A 16232-nucleotide genomic window follows, 5' to 3' on the forward strand; every position below is an offset into this window, starting at 1 on the left:
TTACGACTGTAAAGATCGCGCGAGGGGACGGATCGCCATGGCAGAGCCGAGACCGACAGCCGAGACCGAGCAGGCCGGGGCTCCCCCGGCTCCCGCCCGGCGGAGGCCGACGCCCAAGTCCGTAGTGATCTGGAGCCTCGTCGGACTCGTCGGCGCCGTCGGCTGGGCGGTCCTCGCGCTCTCCCGGGGCGAGGACGTCTCCGCGGCCTGGATGCTGGCCGCGGCCCTCGGCTCGTACGCCATCGCGTACCGCTTCTACTCGAAGTTCATCGCCAACCGGGTGCTCAAGGTCGACAAGACCCGCGCCACCCCCGCCGAACTCAACAACGACGGCGTGGACTTCCACCCCACCGACCGCCGCGTCCTCTTCGGCCACCACTTCGCGGCCATCGCGGGCGCGGGCCCGCTGGTCGGGCCCGTGCTGGCGGCCCAGATGGGCTACCTGCCCGGCACGATCTGGATCGTCGCGGGCGTCATCTTCGCGGGCGCCGTCCAGGACATGGTCACGCTGTTCTTCTCCACCCGCCGCAACGGCCGTTCGCTCGGCCAGATCGCGCGGGACGAGATCGGCGCGGTCGGCGGCGCGGCGGCGCTCATCGCCGTGTTCGCGATCATGATCATCCTGCTCGCCGTGCTCGCCCTGATCATCGTGAACGCGCTCGCCGAGTCCCCCTGGGGCGTCTTCTCCATCGGCATGACCATCCCGATCGCCCTCTTCATGGGCATCTACCTGCGCATCCTGCGTCCGGGCCGGGTCACCGAGGTCTCGCTCATCGGCGTCGCCCTGCTGCTGCTCGCGATCGTCTCGGGCGGCTGGGTCGCCGAGTCCTCGTGGGCCGAGACGTTCACCCTGGAGCCGGGCACGCTGGTCATCTGGATGGTGATCTACGGCTTCCTCGCGTCGGTGCTGCCCGTGTGGCTGCTGCTCGCCCCGCGCGACTACCTCTCCACCTTCATGAAGGTCGGCACGATCGGCCTGCTCGCGGTGGGCGTGCTGATCGCGCTGCCGACGCTGAAGATGGACGGCATCACCAAGTTCGCGACCAGCGGCACGGGGCCGGTCTTCGCCGGTTCGCTGTTCCCGTTCGTGTTCATCACCATCGCGTGCGGCGCGCTCTCCGGCTTCCACTCGCTGATCTCCTCGGGCACCACCCCGAAGATGATCCAGAAGGAGACGCAGATCCGGACGATCGGCTACGGCTCCATGCTGATCGAGTCGTTCGTCGCGATCATGGCGCTGATCGCCGCCTGCATCATCGACCCGGGGCTGTACTTCGCCATCAACTCGCCCGCCGGCCTGGTCGGCGACACCGTGCAGGCGGCGTCCACGGCGGTCGGGAACCTCGGGTTCACCATCTCCCCCGCCGACCTGGCGCAGGCCGCCAAGGACGTCGAGGAGGCCAGCCTGCTGCACCGTACGGGCGGCGCCCCGACCTTCGCACTCGGCCTCTCGGAGATCTTCTCGGCGGCCTTCGGCGGGACCGCGATGAAGGCGTTCTGGTACCACTTCGCCATCATGTTCGAGGCGCTGTTCATCCTCACGACGCTCGACGCGGGCACCCGCGTGGGCCGGTTCATGCTCCAGGACATGCTCGGCAACGTCTACAAGCCGTTCAAGAACGTCAGTTGGAAGCCCGGCGTCTGGATCGCCAGCGCCATCGTCGTCATCGCCTGGGGCTACTTCCTGTGGGTCGGCGTGCACGACCCGCTCGGCGGCATCAACCAGCTCTTCCCCCTCTTCGGCATCGCCAACCAGCTCCTGGCCGCCGTCGCGCTCGCCGTCTGCACCACCCTGCTCATCAAGTCCGGGCGGCTCAAGTACGCCTGGGTGACGGCGATCCCACTCCTCTGGGACGTCGCGGTCACCCTCACCGCGAGCTGGCAGAAGATCTTCTCCGCCGACCCGAGGGTGGGCTTCTTCGCCCAGCGCGACGTCTACCAGAGCGCCCTGGACAAGGGCCTCGACAAGGTCGGACTCGCCAAGAACCGCGACCAGATGGAGACCATCGTCACCAACTCCACGGTCGACGGCATCCTTTCCGTCCTCTTCGCCGTACTGATCGTGGTCGTCCTCTTCGAGGCGTGCCGCGCCTGCCTCAAGGCGATCCGCAACCCGGCGGGGGTCAGGCTCAGCGAGACCCCGTACGTCGAGTCGAAGATCGTCGCGCCCGCCTCGCTCTTCGCCACCAAGGAGGAGAAGGCGGAGCTGGCGGCAGCCGGAATCGGGCCCGAGGGCGGCTCGGTCAAGGAGGCGAGCAAGGCATGAGCACGGGGGCGCCGAAGGACGCACTGAGCACCGCGGGCCTGCGGCACCGGCTGTCCCGCCTGCGCCTGTTCGTACGCGAGCTGACCGGCGAGGCGACGTACGACCGGTACGTCGCCCACGCCAGGTCGCACGATCCGGACGCCCCCGTGATGACCCGCCGCGCCTTCGAGCGCAGCCGCACCGACGCCCGCGAGGGCGACCCCCGGGACGGCTTCCGCTGCTGCTGAGCGGATCGGATCCCTCCGCTCACGGACGTGTACGGCCCGGTGTTCCGCCCCTCGATACGGGGTGGGACGCCGGGCCTTCGCCGTTGCACACTGCCGGGCATGACTGTGCTTGCCCGAAAAGACATCCGCGTCCGCACCGCCGAACCCGCCGAATACCCCGAAGTGGGCGACATCACCGCCGGCGCCTACCTCGGCGACGACCTCCTCTCCGGCGGCCCCCAGGACCCGTACCTGACCGTCCTGCGCGACGCCGCGACCCGCGCCGAGAAGGCCGAACTGCTCGTCGCCGTGGACGCCGACGGGACTCTCCTGGGCACCGTCACCTATGCTCCCCAGGGCAGCCCCCTCCAGGACATCGCTCAGGCCGACGAGGCCGAATTCCGCATGCTCGCGGTCGCGCACGCCGGTCGGGGCCGAGGGGCGGGCGCCTCGCTCGTACGGGCCTGCATCGCCCGCGCACAGGCCACGGAAGGGGTCGTACGGCTGGTGATGTCGACCCAGCCCGCGATGCGCGGCGCGCACCGGATCTACGAGCGCCTCGGCTTCGTACGGACGCCGGAACGGGACTGGGAACCGGTGCCGGGACTGGGGCTCCTGACGTACGAAAAGGCCCTGTAACCCGCGAAAACCGGGCCGCGTGGTCGGCACGCGACACAACATGTGGTGGGTTCCCCAACGGGGACCCACCACATGTATGCTCGTCCTCGCTGTCGCCGCAGGGGAATCCGGTGAGAATCCGGAACTGTCCCGCAACGGTGTGTCATGTGCGCTTTTGCGCACCGCCAAGTCCGAGGACCTGCCGACGGCCGATCCGGCTCGACCGAGCCGGATTCCGATACGTCCGGGCCTCGCGGTTGGGCCGGTGGACGCCAGGCGACGTACGCCCTTTTCGGGGCTGACGTGTGCTCGCGCGCCCCCGCTCCCCGCCTCGTGGCCCCGCGCCGAGCGAGGGAGAGCCCCCACGTGACCATCGCGCCAGTCGATCCGGCCATCGCCGAGCAGAGTCAGGCTGAGAACCAGGACGCTCCGGGTACCGCGCTGCTGCGCACCCTGACCGACCTGACCGCCGACCTGACCGACACCGACCCCGGCCGGGTCGCCGCCGCCGCCCTGCGGGGGCGCAACGCGCGCTCGGACGCCGCCGAGCTCCGGGAGCTCGCCACCGAGGCCGCCGCAGGACTCATCTCCGAGGACCCCGCGTACTCGCGCCTCGCCGCTCGCCTGCTCGCCCGTACGATCCGGGACGAGGCGGCCACCCAGGGCGTGGGCTGCTTCTCCGAGTCCGTCGCCGTCGGTCACCGCGAAGGGCTCATCGCGGACCGTACGGCCGACTTCGTCGCGAAGCACGCGGCGGCGCTCGACGAGCTGATCGACCTCGAAGGCGACGACCGCTTCGAGTACTTCGGCCTGCGCACGGTCTACGGCCGCTACCTGCTGCGCCACCCCATCACCCGCCAGGTCGTCGAGACCCCGCAGCACTTCATGCTGCGCGTGGCCTCCGGCCTCGCCGAGGACGACAGCGAGCGGGCTCTCGCCGAGGTCGCCTCCCTGTACCGCCTGATGAGCCGCCTGGACTACCTCCCGTCCTCGCCGACGCTCTTCAACTCCGGCACCCGCCACCCGCAGATGTCGTCCTGCTACCTCCTCGACTCCCCGATGGACGAACTGGACTCGATCTACGACCGCTACCACCAGGTCGCGCGCCTCTCCAAGCACGCGGGCGGCATCGGCCTCTCGTACTCGCGCATCCGCGCCCGCGGCTCCCTGATCCGGGGCACCAACGGCCACTCCAACGGCATCGTGCCGTTCCTGAAGACGCTCGACGCCTCCGTCGCGGCCGTCAACCAGGGCGGCCGCCGCAAGGGCGCAGCGGCGGTCTACCTGGAGACCTGGCACGCGGACATCGAGGAGTTCCTGGAGCTCCGCGACAACACGGGCGAGGACGCCCGCCGCACCCACAACCTGAACCTCGCCCACTGGATCCCGGACGAGTTCATGCGCCGCGTGGACCAGGACGGCCAGTGGTCGCTGTTCTCCCCCGCCGACGTCCCCGAGCTGGTGGACCTGTGGGGCGACGAGTTCGACGCCGCCTACCGCAAGGCCGAGGCCGCCGGTCTCGCCAAGAAGTCGATGTCGGCCCGCGAGCTGTACGGCCGCATGATGCGCACCCTCGCGCAGACCGGCAACGGCTGGATGACGTTCAAGGACGCCTCCAACCGCACCGCCAACCAGACGGCGGAGCCGGGCCACACGGTCCACTCCTCCAACCTGTGCACCGAGATCCTCGAAGTCACCAACGACGGCGAGACGGCTGTCTGTAACCTCGGCTCGGTCAACATGGGCGCCTTCGTCCTCGCCGACGGCGAGATCGACTGGGACCGCCTGGACCAGACCGTCCGCACCGCCGTCACCTTCCTCGACCGCGTCGTGGACATCAACTTCTACCCGACCGAGCAGGCCGGGAACTCCAACTCCAAGTGGCGCCCGGTCGGCCTGGGCGCGATGGGCCTCCAGGACGTCTTCTTCAAGCTGAAGCTCCCCTTCGACTCCCCGGAGGCGGCCGCGCTCTCCACTCGTATCGCCGAGCGGATCATGCTCGCGGCGTACGAGGCGTCCTGCGACCTCGCCGAGCGCGCGGGCTCCTTCCCCGCCTGGGAGAAGACCCGCACCGCCCGAGGCGTGCTGCACCCCGACCACTACGGCGTCGAGTCCGCCTGGCCCGAGCGCTGGGACGCCCTGCGCGCCCGCATCGCCAAGACCGGCATGCGCAACTCGCTCCTCCTGGCCATCGCCCCGACGGCCACCATCGCGTCCATCGCGGGCGTGTACGAGTGCATCGAGCCGCAGGTCTCCAACCTCTTCAAGCGCGAGACCCTCTCCGGCGAGTTCCTCCAGGTGAACTCCTACCTGGTCCGCGACCTCAAGGAGCTCGGCGTCTGGGACGCCCAGACCCGCGAGGCCCTGCGCGACGCGTCCGGCTCCGTCCAGGGCTTCAACTGGATCCCGGCCGAGGTCCGCGACCTGTACCGCACCGCCTGGGAGATCCCGCAGCGCGGCCTGATCGACATGGCCGCGGCCCGCACCCCGTACCTCGACCAGTCCCAGTCCCTGAACCTCTTCCTGGAAACGCCCACCATCGGCAAGCTCAGCTCGATGTACGCGTACGCCTGGAAGAAGGGCCTGAAGACGACGTACTACCTGCGCTCGCGCCCCGCCACCCGGATCGCCCGCGCCGCGGGCTCGCAGAGCGCCTCGGTCGCGGCCCCCACCACCCTCCCCGCCCAGCAGGTGACCGACGTGACGGACGCCGAAGCGCTCGCCTGCTCCCTTGAGAACCCCGAGTCCTGCGAGGCATGCCAGTAATGAGCACCGACAAGAACAAGAACCTCCTCGACCCGGGCTTCGAGCTGACTCTCCGCCCCATGCGCTACCCGGACTTCTACGAGCGCTACCGGGACGCGATCAAGAACACCTGGACCGTCGAGGAGGTCGACCTCCACTCGGACGTCGCGGACCTGGCGAAGCTCACCCCGGGCGAGCAGCACATGATCGGCCGCCTCGTCGCGTTCTTCGCGACCGGCGACTCGATCGTCTCGAACAACCTCGTCCTCACCCTGTACAAGCACATCAACTCCCCCGAAGCGCGCCTCTACCTCTCGCGCCAGCTCTTCGAGGAAGCCGTCCACGTCCAGTTCTACTTGACCCTTCTGGACACCTACCTCCCCGACCCGGACGACCGCGCCGCCGCGTTCGACGCCGTCGAGGAGATCCCCTCCATCCGCGAGAAGGCGCAGTTCTGCTTCAAGTGGATCAACGAGGTCGAGAAGCTCGACCGCCTGGAGTCGAAGGCCGACCGCCGCCGCTTCCTGCTCAACCTGATCTGCTTCGCGGCGTGCATCGAGGGCCTGTTCTTCTACGGCGCCTTCGCCTACGTCTACTGGTTCCGCTCGCGGGGCCTGCTGCACGGTCTCGCAACCGGGACGAACTGGGTCTTCCGTGACGAAAGCTGCCACATGGACGCCGCCTTCGCGTTCGTCGACACCGTCCGCGAGGAGGAGCCCGACCTCTTCGACGACGAGCTCGGCCAGCAGATCACGGACATGATCAAGGAGGCCGTCGAGGCGGAGCTCCAGTTCGGCCGCGACCTGTGCGGTGACGGCCTGCCGGGCATGAACACCGAGTCCATGCGCCAGTACCTGGAGTGCGTCGCCGACCAGCGCCTGGTCCGCCTGGGCCTGGCTCCGGTCTACGGCTCGGAGAACCCCTTCTCCTTCATGGAGCTCCAGGGCGTCCAGGAACTGACGAACTTCTTCGAACGCCGCGTCTCGGCGTACCAGGTGGCCGTCGAGGGCACCGTCGGATTCGACGACGACTTCTAGGCCGTACGGCAGTACGCACGCTTGAGGGCCCCTTCACCGGATGGGGTGGAACGCGACTGTTCCACCTGCGGGGAGGGGCCCTTCGGCGTACCTTGCAGAGCACTCTGCCCCGCCTGCAAGGGAGTTGAGATGCACCCCGACCACTCTTCGCAGCCTCGTCCCCAGCCCGAGCCCCGCAGGAACACCACCCCCTACGGCGACGAACTGAAGGCCCGCCGGGAGCAGGCGGGCCTGACGCAGCAGGAACTCGCCGACCTGGCCTTCATGACCCGCACCCACATCGCGCACATCGAGGCGGGCCGCCGCATCCCCTCACTGAGCGACGCACGACGACTGGACGAAGCGCTGCAAACGGGCGGCGTGTTCGCCCGCTTCCTGCCGGACGCGAAGCGCCGCAAGGTCGCCAAGCACTTCGAGGCGGCAAGGGAGTTGGAGTCCCAGGCGAGCATGATCCGGGAGTTCGGCCTCACGCTGGTCCCGGGCCTGTTGCAGACCGAGGGTTACATGCGGGCGGTGTTCCGCGCCTACTTCCCCGTCAAGAGCAAGCAGAAGCTCGAAGAGGCGGTCACCGCACGACTGGAGCGGGCCCACATCCTCGAAGACCCTCTGACACCTCACACGACCGTGCTCCTGGATGAGGCCGCACTGCGCCGCCCGCACGGCGGACCGTCCGTCATGGCGGAGCAGTTGAGGCACATCGCCGGGCTGGCCGAACGGGACCGTCTGCGCCTGCACATCCTCCCCTTCGGAGTTGGCTGCCACGCACTGATCGAGAGCAATCTCCGCCTCATGTGGTTCGAGGACATGCCGCCCGTCGCGTACAACGAGGGGCTGCACTTCGGAAACCTCATCGACGAGGAGGCAGTGGTACTCCAGTGCCAGACCTCCTACGATCTTGCCCTGGGCGACGCACTGTCGCACGAGAAGTCCCTGTCACTGCTCAGGGAGATCACAGAGGACTATGAGCATGAGCACCGAAGCACCGGCATGGCGTAAGTCCAGCTACAGCGGCGGCAGCGAGGGCGACTGCCTCGAATTCGCGCCCAACCTGCCCGGCGTGGTCCCCGTCCGCGACACCAAAACCCCCACCGGCCCCACCCTCACCTTCACCAGCACCGCCTGGAACGCCTTCCTCCCGCTGCCCAAGCGCGAGGGTCCCAAGGGCTGAACTCCCTTGCCCTTCAACCGAGAAGAGGCCCGTCCGGAAAACACCGGACGGGCCTCTTCGGGTCTACGCCGCATGGCCGAAGCCGTCCTGCGCGTGAGCCCTCGACTCCTCGGCGGCCCGCGCCTCACCCGCCCGGCGGATCTGGTGGTCGATTCTCAGGTCGCGGGCGTGTCCGATGAGCGAAGGAAGCGCGAGAAGTACGAAAACGAATGCTACGGCCAGGACGTCCATGAATGTGTTCATGGCTCAACTCTCTTACAGCCGAGCCACCTTGATGAGTGGCAGGACTGTCACAGTACGTCGAATTACTGCCACACTGGCGGCATGCTGAACAACGTGGCCGTCGCCCTCGTCGACGGCGTGAACCCCTTCGAACTCGGCGTGCTCTGCGAGGTCTTCGGCATCGACCGGAGCGAACAGGGGCTACCGGTATACGACTTCGCCGTCTGCGGTGTCGAGCAGAGTGAACTCCCCTCCCGTTCGGGGGCGTTCACCATCAACGTTCCGTACGGGCTCGAACGGCTGGAGGAGGCGGACCTGATCTGCGTCCCCGCCGACCAGCACTGCGAGTCCCGCAGCTACCCGGAAGAGCTGCTGGCCGCCCTGCGGCGGGGAGTGGAGCGCGGCGCGCGAGTGCTGAGCGTGTGCTCGGGGGCGTTCGTCCTGGGGGCGGCCGGGCTGCTCGACGGGCGGCGGTGCACCACGCACTGGCGGCACGTGGACGAGCTGGCGGCGAAGTTCCCGCTGGCCAGGCTGGAGCCGGACGTGCTGTACGTCGACGAGGGGAGCGTGATCACCTCGGCCGGGACGGCTGCGGGGATCGACGCGTGCCTGCATCTGGTGCGGCAGGAGAACGGGCCCGAGGTGGCCAACACCATCGCCCGGCGGATGGTCGTGCCGCCGCACCGGGACGGCGGGCAGGCCCAGTACATCGAGCGCCCGCTCACCCCGACGCGCTGCGACACGGTCGGCGGGGTCCTCGTCTGGATGGAGCGCAACCTCGAACAAGAGGTCACCGTCGAGGAGTTGGCGAACCGGGCGCACATGTCCCCGCGTACGTTCGCCCGGCGCTTCCAACAGGAGACGGGCACGACTCCGTACCGCTGGCTGCTGCGCCAACGGGTGCTGCTGGCACAGGAGTTGCTGGAGGCGACGGACGAGACGATCGACGTGATCGCCGACCGTACGGGGTTCGGCACGGCGGCGGGGCTGCGACACCACTTCCTGCGGACGCTGGGCACCACCCCGCACGCGTACCGCCGGACCTTCAGAGGTCCGGCGCGCGCCGCCTAAGTCCCGGACAGGCCCTAGTCGTTGGGGACGGTCTCGTAGCGGGCCGTGCCCTCGGCCATCTGCTTCAGGGCGTCCTTGCGGTCGCGCTTGGAGAGGCGGTCGATGTAGAGGCGGCCGTAGAGGTGGTCCGTCTCGTGCTGGAGGCAGCGGGCGAAGTAGCCGGTGCCCTCGATGGCGATCGGGTTGCCCTCGGGGTCCTGGCCCCGGACGACGGCGTAGTCGGGGCGGGCCAGTTCGGCGTACGCGGTGGGGACGGAGAGGCAGCCCTCGTTGGAGTCGTCCAGGACCCGGCGGTCTGCGGGCAGTTCGTCGATGACCGGGTTGCAGATGACGCCGGTGTGGCGGACGCCGTCGTCGTCCGGGCAGTCGTAGACGAAGACCTTGAGGTCGACGCCGATCTGGTTGGCGGCCAGGCCCACGCCCTCGGCGGCCTTCTGGCTGGCGAACATGTCGTCGATGAGCGAGGCGAGCGACGCGTCGAACGCGGTGACGTTCTTGCACTCGCGGTGCAGCACCGGGTTGCCGACGACCGTGATCGGGCGGGCCGTGCCGCGCTCGCGGTATGCCAGCTCGCGCGCCTCGCAGTCCTCCGTGTCCACCACGAATTCGCTGCTGACCTGCTCGGCCTGCTCAGCCTGCTCGTCGATCTGCTGCTGTTGCGCCATGTCCGCCGTACGCCTTCCTCAAAACCCGATGCGATGTGCCCAATGCGATGTGCCCATACAGCGTACGTGCCCGGCTCGGCGGGCCGGGGCCCGCCTCAGCAGACCTCTTCGAGGTCCCGCCACTCCCGGCTGTCCGGGCTGTCCGCGACCCACCCGTCGAGCAGCCCGCGCACCAGCTGCGGCGGCGCGGCCAGGCCGCACTCGCGCTCGGGGACCCACAGGTCGCCGTTCGTACGGTGCCCGAGCGGGCCCGGGTGTCCGGGTTCGCTGTGGTCGTGCGGGTCGAGGTGCTGCTCGCCGTCGCCCTCGTCGGAGGGCATCCGCGACTCCGAGCAGGAGCGGCAGAGAAGACGTACCGACGACGACCAGTCCTCGGCGGCGAAACCGGCGTCCGCCGCCAGCCGCTCCAGGGCGTCCCGGTCCGCCTCGGTGGCGGCTTCCAGGAGCACCACCCAGGTCGGCACCGGGGACGGCGCCCACAGCTCGATCTCGTCGAAGACGGGGAAGGAGGGGCCCGCCGCCGTCACCCGCTCCCCGTGCGGCACGCCGTCGTGCAGGACGACCTCGCCCCAGCGCCGCCCGGAGGACGGCAGCGGGATGGAGAGGACCTCGATGCGGGCGGGGTCCAGCCTGCGTCCCCACACCACTTCGGCCTCGCCCTCCGGCGACAGCCGTACGGCGGCGCTGCCGAGTTCCATGCCGACCGGTTCGCCGCTCTCCGTCGGGGCGCCGGGCACCTTCAGCCCGTACGCCTGCCAGGCCCGGCGCGCGAGCGGCCAGTCCTGGAGTGCGGTCGCGGCGATGCCGACGTTCCACCAGTCGGGGGCGCCGGTCTCCCGGTCGAGCAGGGCCACGGCGCGCAGGCCCGCGGCCCGCGCCTGGTCCCAGTCGTGCCGGAACTTGTGCAGCAGCGCCAGATTGAACCAGGACTCCGAGAGCCAGGGTTCGAGATCCGCCGCACGCGTCAGCAGCGCTCCCGCGTCCTCGTACCGACCGTCGCCGATCAGCGTGAACGCGCGGTCGGTGGCCTGCCGCCACGAGGCGGAGGGCCGATGCCGTACCTTCCCGAAGATCCTCACGATTCCCGCCTGCCGGTTGGCTCTCTCCCCTGCGCGTATCCGCCGTGCGGACGACTGCCAGGGGCTCTCTTCGCATCCAACCATGCCCGGTCGGAGGCCCGCTCATTACCCACTGGTTACCCAGGTGGGGGCAGGCCGACTCCGCGCGCGGGACGCCCCCGTCGAAGGCTGCCCCGTCGGGGGCTCCCTCGTCTCAGAACGAGGGCCAGGGATTCCACGACCTCGCTCTGATAGTCGTGCCCGGTGCCCGACCGCAGAAGCTCCAGCGCGCTCAGGGGCCCGCCCAGCCCCCCTCCGCATTCCCCCGCGAGGTCGTCGTACGCGTTGACGGCACGGACGATACGGGCGGTGAGCGGCTGTTCACGGTACGGGTCGGCCTGCCGCTCCACGACGACGGCCACGTCGGCGGGAACCCCGGTCTGCCGGACCACCGCACCGCCGAGGAGCGCGATGCGGCGCTGGTCGGCGACGGGGAGGGAGGCCGTCGCCCCCGCCGGTACGGGGTCGACGAGCGACAGCTGCCCGATGTCGTGCATGAGTGCCGCGTACTCCAGGAGCGTCAGCTCGTCTCCCGAGAGCCCCATCTCCCGCCCCACGGCGACGGACAGCGCGGCCACCCGGTGGGCGTGCCCCGGCCTGGTGTACCCGGCGATCTCGGTGGCGCGGGCGAGGGAGGCGATGGTCTGCCGGTAGGTGTCCCTGACCTCGGCGTACCTCCGCAGCGACAGCTGCGTCAGCAGCAGCGGCACGCAGAACACGGGCAGCGCCCACAGCCCCACCACCCCCACCGCCAGCGCCATCACCACCCCTGTCGCGCACACCGCCGAACCGATGCCGCGCAGCCCCCGCAGCTCGTCCCGCAGGAGTGGCCCGTACGGATGTCCGGTGCGCGCCCGCAGGAGTGCGGCGGCGAGTACGGCCTCGCTGAGCCCGGTGAGGGCGAGCAGCAGGGCGAGGAAGAGTGCGTAGAGGGTGCCGTGGCCGACCCAGCCGTCGACCACGCCGGAGTTGTAGGCCGGCTGGAAGCAGACGGCGGCGAACCCGACCACGAGTACGCGTCGGGCGATCCGGTCGAGGCCGGGCCGGGCCCCTCCCCCCGCCGTCCCGAGTGCCGACGCTGACGCGCACACCACCACCACTTGCAGGACGCCGTGCGTGGTGGGCGCGCCCCCGCTGTGCCCGAGCAGGGCGTACGCGAGGGCCCCCGCGGTCCCGAGCGGCGCGGCCTCACCGCCCCGGTGGGCGAGCTCGCCGAGGCAGATGAGCAGGCCGAAGGCGAGGGCGGTGCCGGGCTGGGCGATGCCGTCGCGCACGACGCAGAGGAGGGCGACGAGCAGCCAGAGAAGCGCGGCGCCACGGACGACGACCACGAACGGCGGCGCCGCCACGGCCCACCGCCTCCGCCACCACGCCTGCACCTCCTTGCCCGCCCGGTCCTCACCGCCCGCCCCGCTCATCCGGCCCCTCCGGGCATGTCCAGCCCCTCAAGGGGGTCCCCCCTGCTCGAACGAAGTGGAGAGCTTGGGGGAGTGTGAGGAGCGGGGGTCCGGGGGCGGAGCCCCTCACGCGGCGGAGCCGCATGAGGTCCCGGCCGGGAAGGGGCGGGGAGGGGAACGGCCCCGCGCAGCGGCCCCCCGCTCCCGCTCGCCCTGGGGCTCCGCCCTGCCTGAGAGTCGAGCCCCGCCCCTGCGGACTCCCCCTCGTCCGCCGTGACGGCGGGATTCCAGCCCTCCCTCGCCAGCGCGGCGACCAACGCCCCCACCATCCGCGCGTCGAACTGCGTCCCCGCACACCTCTCCAGCTCCGCCACCGCCTCCTCGACCGGCCGCGCCCGTCGGTAGGACCGGGTCGACGTCATCGCGTCGAAGGCGTCCGCGACCGCCACCACCCGGGCGAACTCCGGGATGCGCTCGCCGGACAGCCCGTACGGGTAGCCGCTGCCGTCCATCCGCTCGTGGTGGTGCAGGATCGCCGCCCGCGCCTGCCCGAGGAAGCCGATGCCGCGCACCATCTCGTGCCCGTACTCCGGGTGGAGTTCGATGACCCGCCGCTCCTCCGGTGTCAGCGGCCCGTCCTTGCGCAGGATGCGCGTCGGTACGCCGAGCTTCCCGATGTCGTGCAGGATGCCCGCGAACCGGAGCACCTCGCGCCGCTCCTCGTCCATGCCCAGCTCGGCGGCCATCATGGCGGAGGCCCGCCCCACCCGTTCGCCGTGCCCGCGTGTGTAGCGGTCCTTGAGGTCCACGGCTTGGGCGAGTGCCCGGATGGTGGACCGGTGGGCGTCGCGCTCGCGCTCGTACTGCGTGAAGACCCAGCAGGACAGGTACATCGGCAGCAGGACGAAGAAGGCGGCGGGGGGCCCGTACGGGCTGCGCCACAGGACGGCCATCATCAGCCCGGCCAGTCCGTGCACACAGTGCGGGGCCAGCGAGCGCAGGAAGTGGCCGCGCCAGGCGGTCCGTACCGGAATGCGTTCCGCCGTGACGAGGATGCCGCCGTCGAGCACGGTCAGGACGACGCAGTAGGCGAGGATCGCGGCCCCGGCGGGCACCAGCACCCCGGGGAAGTCCCCGGCTCCCTCGCCCCACGCCGTCCGTACGGACGAAGCCACCCACACGGCGATGGACAGCTCCGCCGCCCGCCACACCCGCCGCACCCCGCCCGGCTTGCGCTTCACGCGCCCCAGCAGCCCCCCGGGCAGCACGGCGAGGGCGGCGGCGGACGGCGGCAGCAGGAAGACGGCCGCGAGCGGTACGGGGAAGAAGGCGCCGGGGTCGACGGAGACGGCGTGCCCGAGGAAGGGGCAGCGGGGCAGCAGTTCGCAGACGGTGTAGAGGGCGGCGAGGAGGGCGACGGCGTGCCAGGGAACGGCGTCGAGGCCGCTCGCGCCGGACAGGCCCGTGGTGCCGGACACGACGCAGGCTCCCGCGAGGAGGAAGGCGCAGGAGAGGTAGACCCGCGCTCCCGCCGGTAAGGCACGCACCCGTTCCCCCGCAGCCCTTCGCTCCGCCGACAAATCGGTCGCCACGCTAGCGAGCCGGCGGGCCGGAAACGCGCGAAGGCCGTCGGTTCCCCCCATCGGGTGACAGGGTGAACCGACGGCCTGCGTCAGGTCGTGGCGGGCCGGGGGCCGGGGCCCCGGGCTGCGTTGCGCCTACTCCTTGACCGTGCCTACTTCTTGACTGTGCCTACTTCTTGACGTCGGAGGTGACGTCCGCCGCCGTCAGGTCGACGGTCACCTCGGGCGCCATCAGATCCGGTGCGGTCACGTCCTGGTCGGGGACGGCCTGGCCGGCGCGGATCAGGTCGATCCGGCCGAGCACCTTGGAGCGCAGGTCGACGGGCACGTCGTCCGAGCCGCAGCAGCGCTTGACGAGCTTCTTCACGGCCTGTTCGAGGCCGTACTTCTCCAGGCACGGCGAGCACTCCTCGAAGTGCTCCTCGAACTTGGTGCACTCGCCGTCCGGCATCTCTTTGTCGAGGAACTCATAGAGATGGTCGAGCACCTCTGAGCAGTCCGTCTCGTGCGGATCTCCGCAGCTCATGAGCCCGAGCCTTTCGCGTCGTTCGACTCTCCGGAGGCGGACGAAGCGCCCGCGGGCACCAGTCCGCGCTCGCGTGCGTAGTCCTCCAGCATGCCCCGCAGCTGGCGGCGTCCCCGGTGCAGCCGGGACATGACCGTACCGATCGGTGTCCCCATGATGTCCGCGATTTCCTTGTAGGCAAACCCCTCGACATCGGCCAGATACACCGCGATGCGGAACTCCTCCGGGATGGCCTGGAGGGCGGACTTCACGTCCGAGTCGGGCAGGTGGTCCAGCGCCTGCGACTCGGCGGAGCGCAGTCCGGTCGACATGTGCGACTCGGCGCGGGCCAGCTGCCAGTCCTCGATCTCCTCGGAGGCGCTGCGCAGGGGTTCGCGCTGCTTCTTCCGGTAGGAGTTGATGAACGTGTTGGTGAGGATCCGGTAGAGCCAGGCTTTGAGGTTCGTGCCCTCACGGAACTGGTGGAAGGAGCCGTACGCCTTCGCGTAGGTCTCCTGCACCAGGTCCTCGGCATCGGCGGGGTTGCGCGTCATGCGCAGCGCCGCCGAGTACATCTGGTCGAGGAAGCCCAGCGCGTCCCGCTCGAAACGAGCGTTGCGCTCGGCGGTGGTCTCCTCCGCGTGGCCGGAATCGGTCCCTGCGTCGGTCCCAGTGACCGGACCCACCTCCTTCAGCGCCGTGGCGAGCCCGAATGCGGACCCGCTCGACTCGGAGGATAGACGACTACCCTGCTTGCGCGCCGCCTGAGCGGAGGTGGTGGCCGCCGCGGAGAGCACCGTCCACTCCAGGTCAGAGGCTTGCGGGCGGCGCGGGCAGATGGTGGAACCCATGCGGCGAACTCCCTCTCGTTTCTACGTCGGACGCCTCCCATAACAGGGGCAGGGCGCTCGACATTCCCGGAGGGACCGGGGCGGGGGGCCAGGACGGCTCAGCGGAGTCCGCCCATCCACTTCCGGACGCCGCCCGTGATCACCGCGAGCACCTGCTCCTCGCTGAGCCCGGCCTTCTTGGGGACCTTGAACCCGTGGTCGGCGTACGGCACCTCCACGAGTCCCACATCACCGTCCGGGAACTCCTCGGGCTTTCCGAACGGGTCATTGCCTCCTTGTACGACGAGGGTGTCGACGCCGGTGCCGAGGAGCTCCTCCTGCCGCGACTTCTCGGGCCTGCCCGGGGGATGCAGGGGGAAGCTCAGGGCGAGTACGGCGCGGGCGCCCAGCTCGGTTGCGGTGCGGCAGGCGACGCGGGCTCCGGCGCTGCGGCCTCCGGCGATCACGGGGAGGCCGGGCCTGCGAAGCTCGGGCCACACGCCCCGCCAGCCCTCGTCGAGGGTCTTCGGGGCGGGGGCCACCTTCTTTCCCGCGACGCGCCAGGGCTGCTCGACGAGGGCCACCGTGGCTCCGTCGGCGGTGAGGGCCGCAGCGAGGGCCTGAAGGTCGCGGGCCTCGACCCCGCCCCCGGCTCCATGGCCCAGCGCGAGGACCGCCCACGCCTTCTTCGCCTCGTACCAATGCACCCTGGCTTCACCGGGCCCGGTCTCCACACCCACCACACGGTTCATGGGGCCCATCCTGCCGTCGCGCGCCCCCTCGGGCAGCGGGGCCGCGCTC

16 protein-coding genes and 1 riboswitch are annotated in these 16232 nt (G+C 70.5%); of the genes, 8 read left to right on the top strand and 8 right to left on the bottom strand.

The annotated features are described in order from the left end of the window. Positions 1–37: 37 nt before the first annotated feature. The 7 genes from OG897_RS23040 to OG897_RS23070 all read left to right on the top strand — a co-directional run bounded on the left by OG897_RS23040 (position 38) and on the right by OG897_RS23070 (position 8040). The gene (locus OG897_RS23040; RefSeq protein WP_266659087.1) at positions 38–2266 is read left to right on the top strand and encodes a carbon starvation CstA family protein; all 2229 of its coding nucleotides are present in this window, start codon (positions 38–40) and stop codon (positions 2264–2266) included. Then, positions 2263–2493 carry a YbdD/YjiX family protein gene (locus tag OG897_RS23045; protein WP_266659088.1) on the top strand — a complete coding sequence of 77 codons (231 nt, stop codon included), beginning with the start codon at positions 2263–2265 and terminating at the stop codon, positions 2491–2493. Before OG897_RS23040 ends, OG897_RS23045 begins: the two co-directional genes overlap by 4 nt. A 99-nt stretch (positions 2494–2592) precedes the next feature. After that, the gene (locus OG897_RS23050) at positions 2593–3111 is read left to right on the top strand and encodes a GNAT family N-acetyltransferase (RefSeq protein WP_266659089.1); all 519 of its coding nucleotides are present in this window, start codon (positions 2593–2595) and stop codon (positions 3109–3111) included. 59 nt (positions 3112–3170) lie between these two features. Then, positions 3171–3312: riboswitch (cobalamin riboswitch) on the top strand. Between the two features lie 144 nt (positions 3313–3456). Next, positions 3457–5856 carry a ribonucleoside-diphosphate reductase subunit alpha gene (locus OG897_RS23055; protein ID WP_266659090.1) on the top strand — a complete coding sequence of 800 codons (2400 nt, stop codon included), beginning with the start codon at positions 3457–3459 and terminating at the stop codon, positions 5854–5856. Then, a complete protein-coding gene (locus tag OG897_RS23060) occupies positions 5856–6872 on the top strand; it encodes a ribonucleotide-diphosphate reductase subunit beta (protein ID WP_266659091.1) in 1017 nt (338 codons plus the stop codon). The genes OG897_RS23055 and OG897_RS23060 overlap by 1 nt, the downstream gene beginning before the upstream one ends. Before the next feature lie 129 nt (positions 6873–7001). Further along, positions 7002–7868: a helix-turn-helix transcriptional regulator gene (locus OG897_RS23065; protein ID WP_266659092.1), complete on the top strand. Its 867-nt coding sequence runs from the start codon at positions 7002–7004 to the stop codon at positions 7866–7868. Then, on the top strand, positions 7840–8040 hold the full coding sequence (locus tag OG897_RS23070; protein WP_266659093.1) for a DUF397 domain-containing protein: 201 nt from the start codon (positions 7840–7842) through the stop codon (positions 8038–8040). The genes OG897_RS23065 and OG897_RS23070 overlap by 29 nt, the downstream gene beginning before the upstream one ends. 63 nt (positions 8041–8103) lie before the next feature. Here OG897_RS23070 and OG897_RS23075 read toward each other — a convergent pair whose 3' ends face one another. Then, a complete protein-coding gene (locus tag OG897_RS23075) occupies positions 8104–8283 on the bottom strand; it encodes a hypothetical protein (RefSeq protein ID WP_266659094.1) in 180 nt (59 codons plus the stop codon). Between the two features lie 81 nt (positions 8284–8364). On the opposite strand from OG897_RS23075, the gene OG897_RS23080 reads away from it, so the two are divergent. Beyond that, entirely contained in the window at positions 8365–9333 is a 969-nt protein-coding gene (locus OG897_RS23080) for a helix-turn-helix domain-containing protein (protein ID WP_266659095.1), read from the top strand. Between the two features lie 14 nt (positions 9334–9347). On the opposite strand, the gene def is transcribed toward OG897_RS23080, so the two are convergent. The 7 genes from def to OG897_RS23115 all read right to left on the bottom strand — a co-directional run bounded on the left by def (position 9348) and on the right by OG897_RS23115 (position 16183). Continuing rightward, positions 9348–9998, bottom strand: a complete 651-nt coding sequence (gene def, locus OG897_RS23085) for a peptide deformylase (RefSeq protein WP_266659096.1) — start codon at positions 9996–9998, stop codon at positions 9348–9350. Between the two features lie 95 nt (positions 9999–10093). Then, positions 10094–11077: a hypothetical protein gene (locus tag OG897_RS23090; RefSeq protein ID WP_266659097.1), complete on the bottom strand. Its 984-nt coding sequence runs from the start codon at positions 11075–11077 to the stop codon at positions 10094–10096. Positions 11078–11193: 116 nt separating this feature from the next. Continuing rightward, complete coding sequence (locus OG897_RS23095; RefSeq protein ID WP_266659098.1) at positions 11194–12534, bottom strand: HD-GYP domain-containing protein; 1341 nt, start codon at positions 12532–12534, stop codon at positions 11194–11196. Then, on the bottom strand, positions 12531–14060 hold the full coding sequence (locus OG897_RS23100) for an HD-GYP domain-containing protein (RefSeq protein WP_266659099.1): 1530 nt from the start codon (positions 14058–14060) through the stop codon (positions 12531–12533). The genes OG897_RS23095 and OG897_RS23100 overlap by 4 nt, the downstream gene beginning before the upstream one ends. Before the next feature lie 205 nt (positions 14061–14265). Continuing rightward, entirely contained in the window at positions 14266–14622 is a 357-nt protein-coding gene (rsrA, locus tag OG897_RS23105; protein ID WP_266659100.1) for a mycothiol system anti-sigma-R factor, read from the bottom strand. Further along, positions 14619–15287: a sigma-70 family RNA polymerase sigma factor gene (locus OG897_RS23110; protein ID WP_266660427.1), complete on the bottom strand. Its 669-nt coding sequence runs from the start codon at positions 15285–15287 to the stop codon at positions 14619–14621. Before OG897_RS23110 ends, rsrA begins: the two co-directional genes overlap by 4 nt. Before the next feature lie 263 nt (positions 15288–15550). After that, positions 15551–16183: an alpha/beta family hydrolase gene (locus tag OG897_RS23115; RefSeq protein ID WP_266659101.1), complete on the bottom strand. Its 633-nt coding sequence runs from the start codon at positions 16181–16183 to the stop codon at positions 15551–15553. Positions 16184–16232: the final 49 nt, after the last annotated feature.

This window comes from Streptomyces sp. NBC_00237, from assembly GCF_026342435.1.
Classification (GTDB): domain Bacteria; phylum Actinomycetota; class Actinomycetes; order Streptomycetales; family Streptomycetaceae; genus Streptomyces.

Bases quoted from the DNA above. Each gene is read 5' to 3' on its own strand.
- OG897_RS23040 (WP_266659087.1), top strand. From the start codon at position 38: ATGGCAGAGCCGAGACCGACAGCCGAGACCGAGCAGGCCGGGGCTCCC.
- OG897_RS23045 (WP_266659088.1), top strand. From the start codon at position 2,263: ATGAGCACGGGGGCGCCGAAGGACGCACTGAGCACCGCGGGCCTGCGG.
- OG897_RS23050 (WP_266659089.1), top strand. From the start codon at position 2,593: ATGACTGTGCTTGCCCGAAAAGACATCCGCGTCCGCACCGCCGAACCC.
- OG897_RS23060 (WP_266659091.1), top strand. From the start codon at position 5,856: ATGAGCACCGACAAGAACAAGAACCTCCTCGACCCGGGCTTCGAGCTG.
- OG897_RS23065 (WP_266659092.1), top strand. From the start codon at position 7,002: ATGCACCCCGACCACTCTTCGCAGCCTCGTCCCCAGCCCGAGCCCCGC.
- OG897_RS23070 (WP_266659093.1), top strand. From the start codon at position 7,840: ATGAGCACCGAAGCACCGGCATGGCGTAAGTCCAGCTACAGCGGCGGC.
- OG897_RS23075 (WP_266659094.1), bottom strand. From the start codon at position 8,283: ATGAACACATTCATGGACGTCCTGGCCGTAGCATTCGTTTTCGTACTT.
- OG897_RS23080 (WP_266659095.1), top strand. From the start codon at position 8,365: ATGCTGAACAACGTGGCCGTCGCCCTCGTCGACGGCGTGAACCCCTTC.
- def (WP_266659096.1), bottom strand. From the start codon at position 9,998: ATGGCGCAACAGCAGCAGATCGACGAGCAGGCTGAGCAGGCCGAGCAG.
- OG897_RS23095 (WP_266659098.1), bottom strand. From the start codon at position 12,534: ATGAGCGGGGCGGGCGGTGAGGACCGGGCGGGCAAGGAGGTGCAGGCG.
- rsrA (WP_266659100.1), bottom strand. From the start codon at position 14,622: ATGAGCTGCGGAGATCCGCACGAGACGGACTGCTCAGAGGTGCTCGAC.
- OG897_RS23115 (WP_266659101.1), bottom strand. From the start codon at position 16,183: ATGAACCGTGTGGTGGGTGTGGAGACCGGGCCCGGTGAAGCCAGGGTG.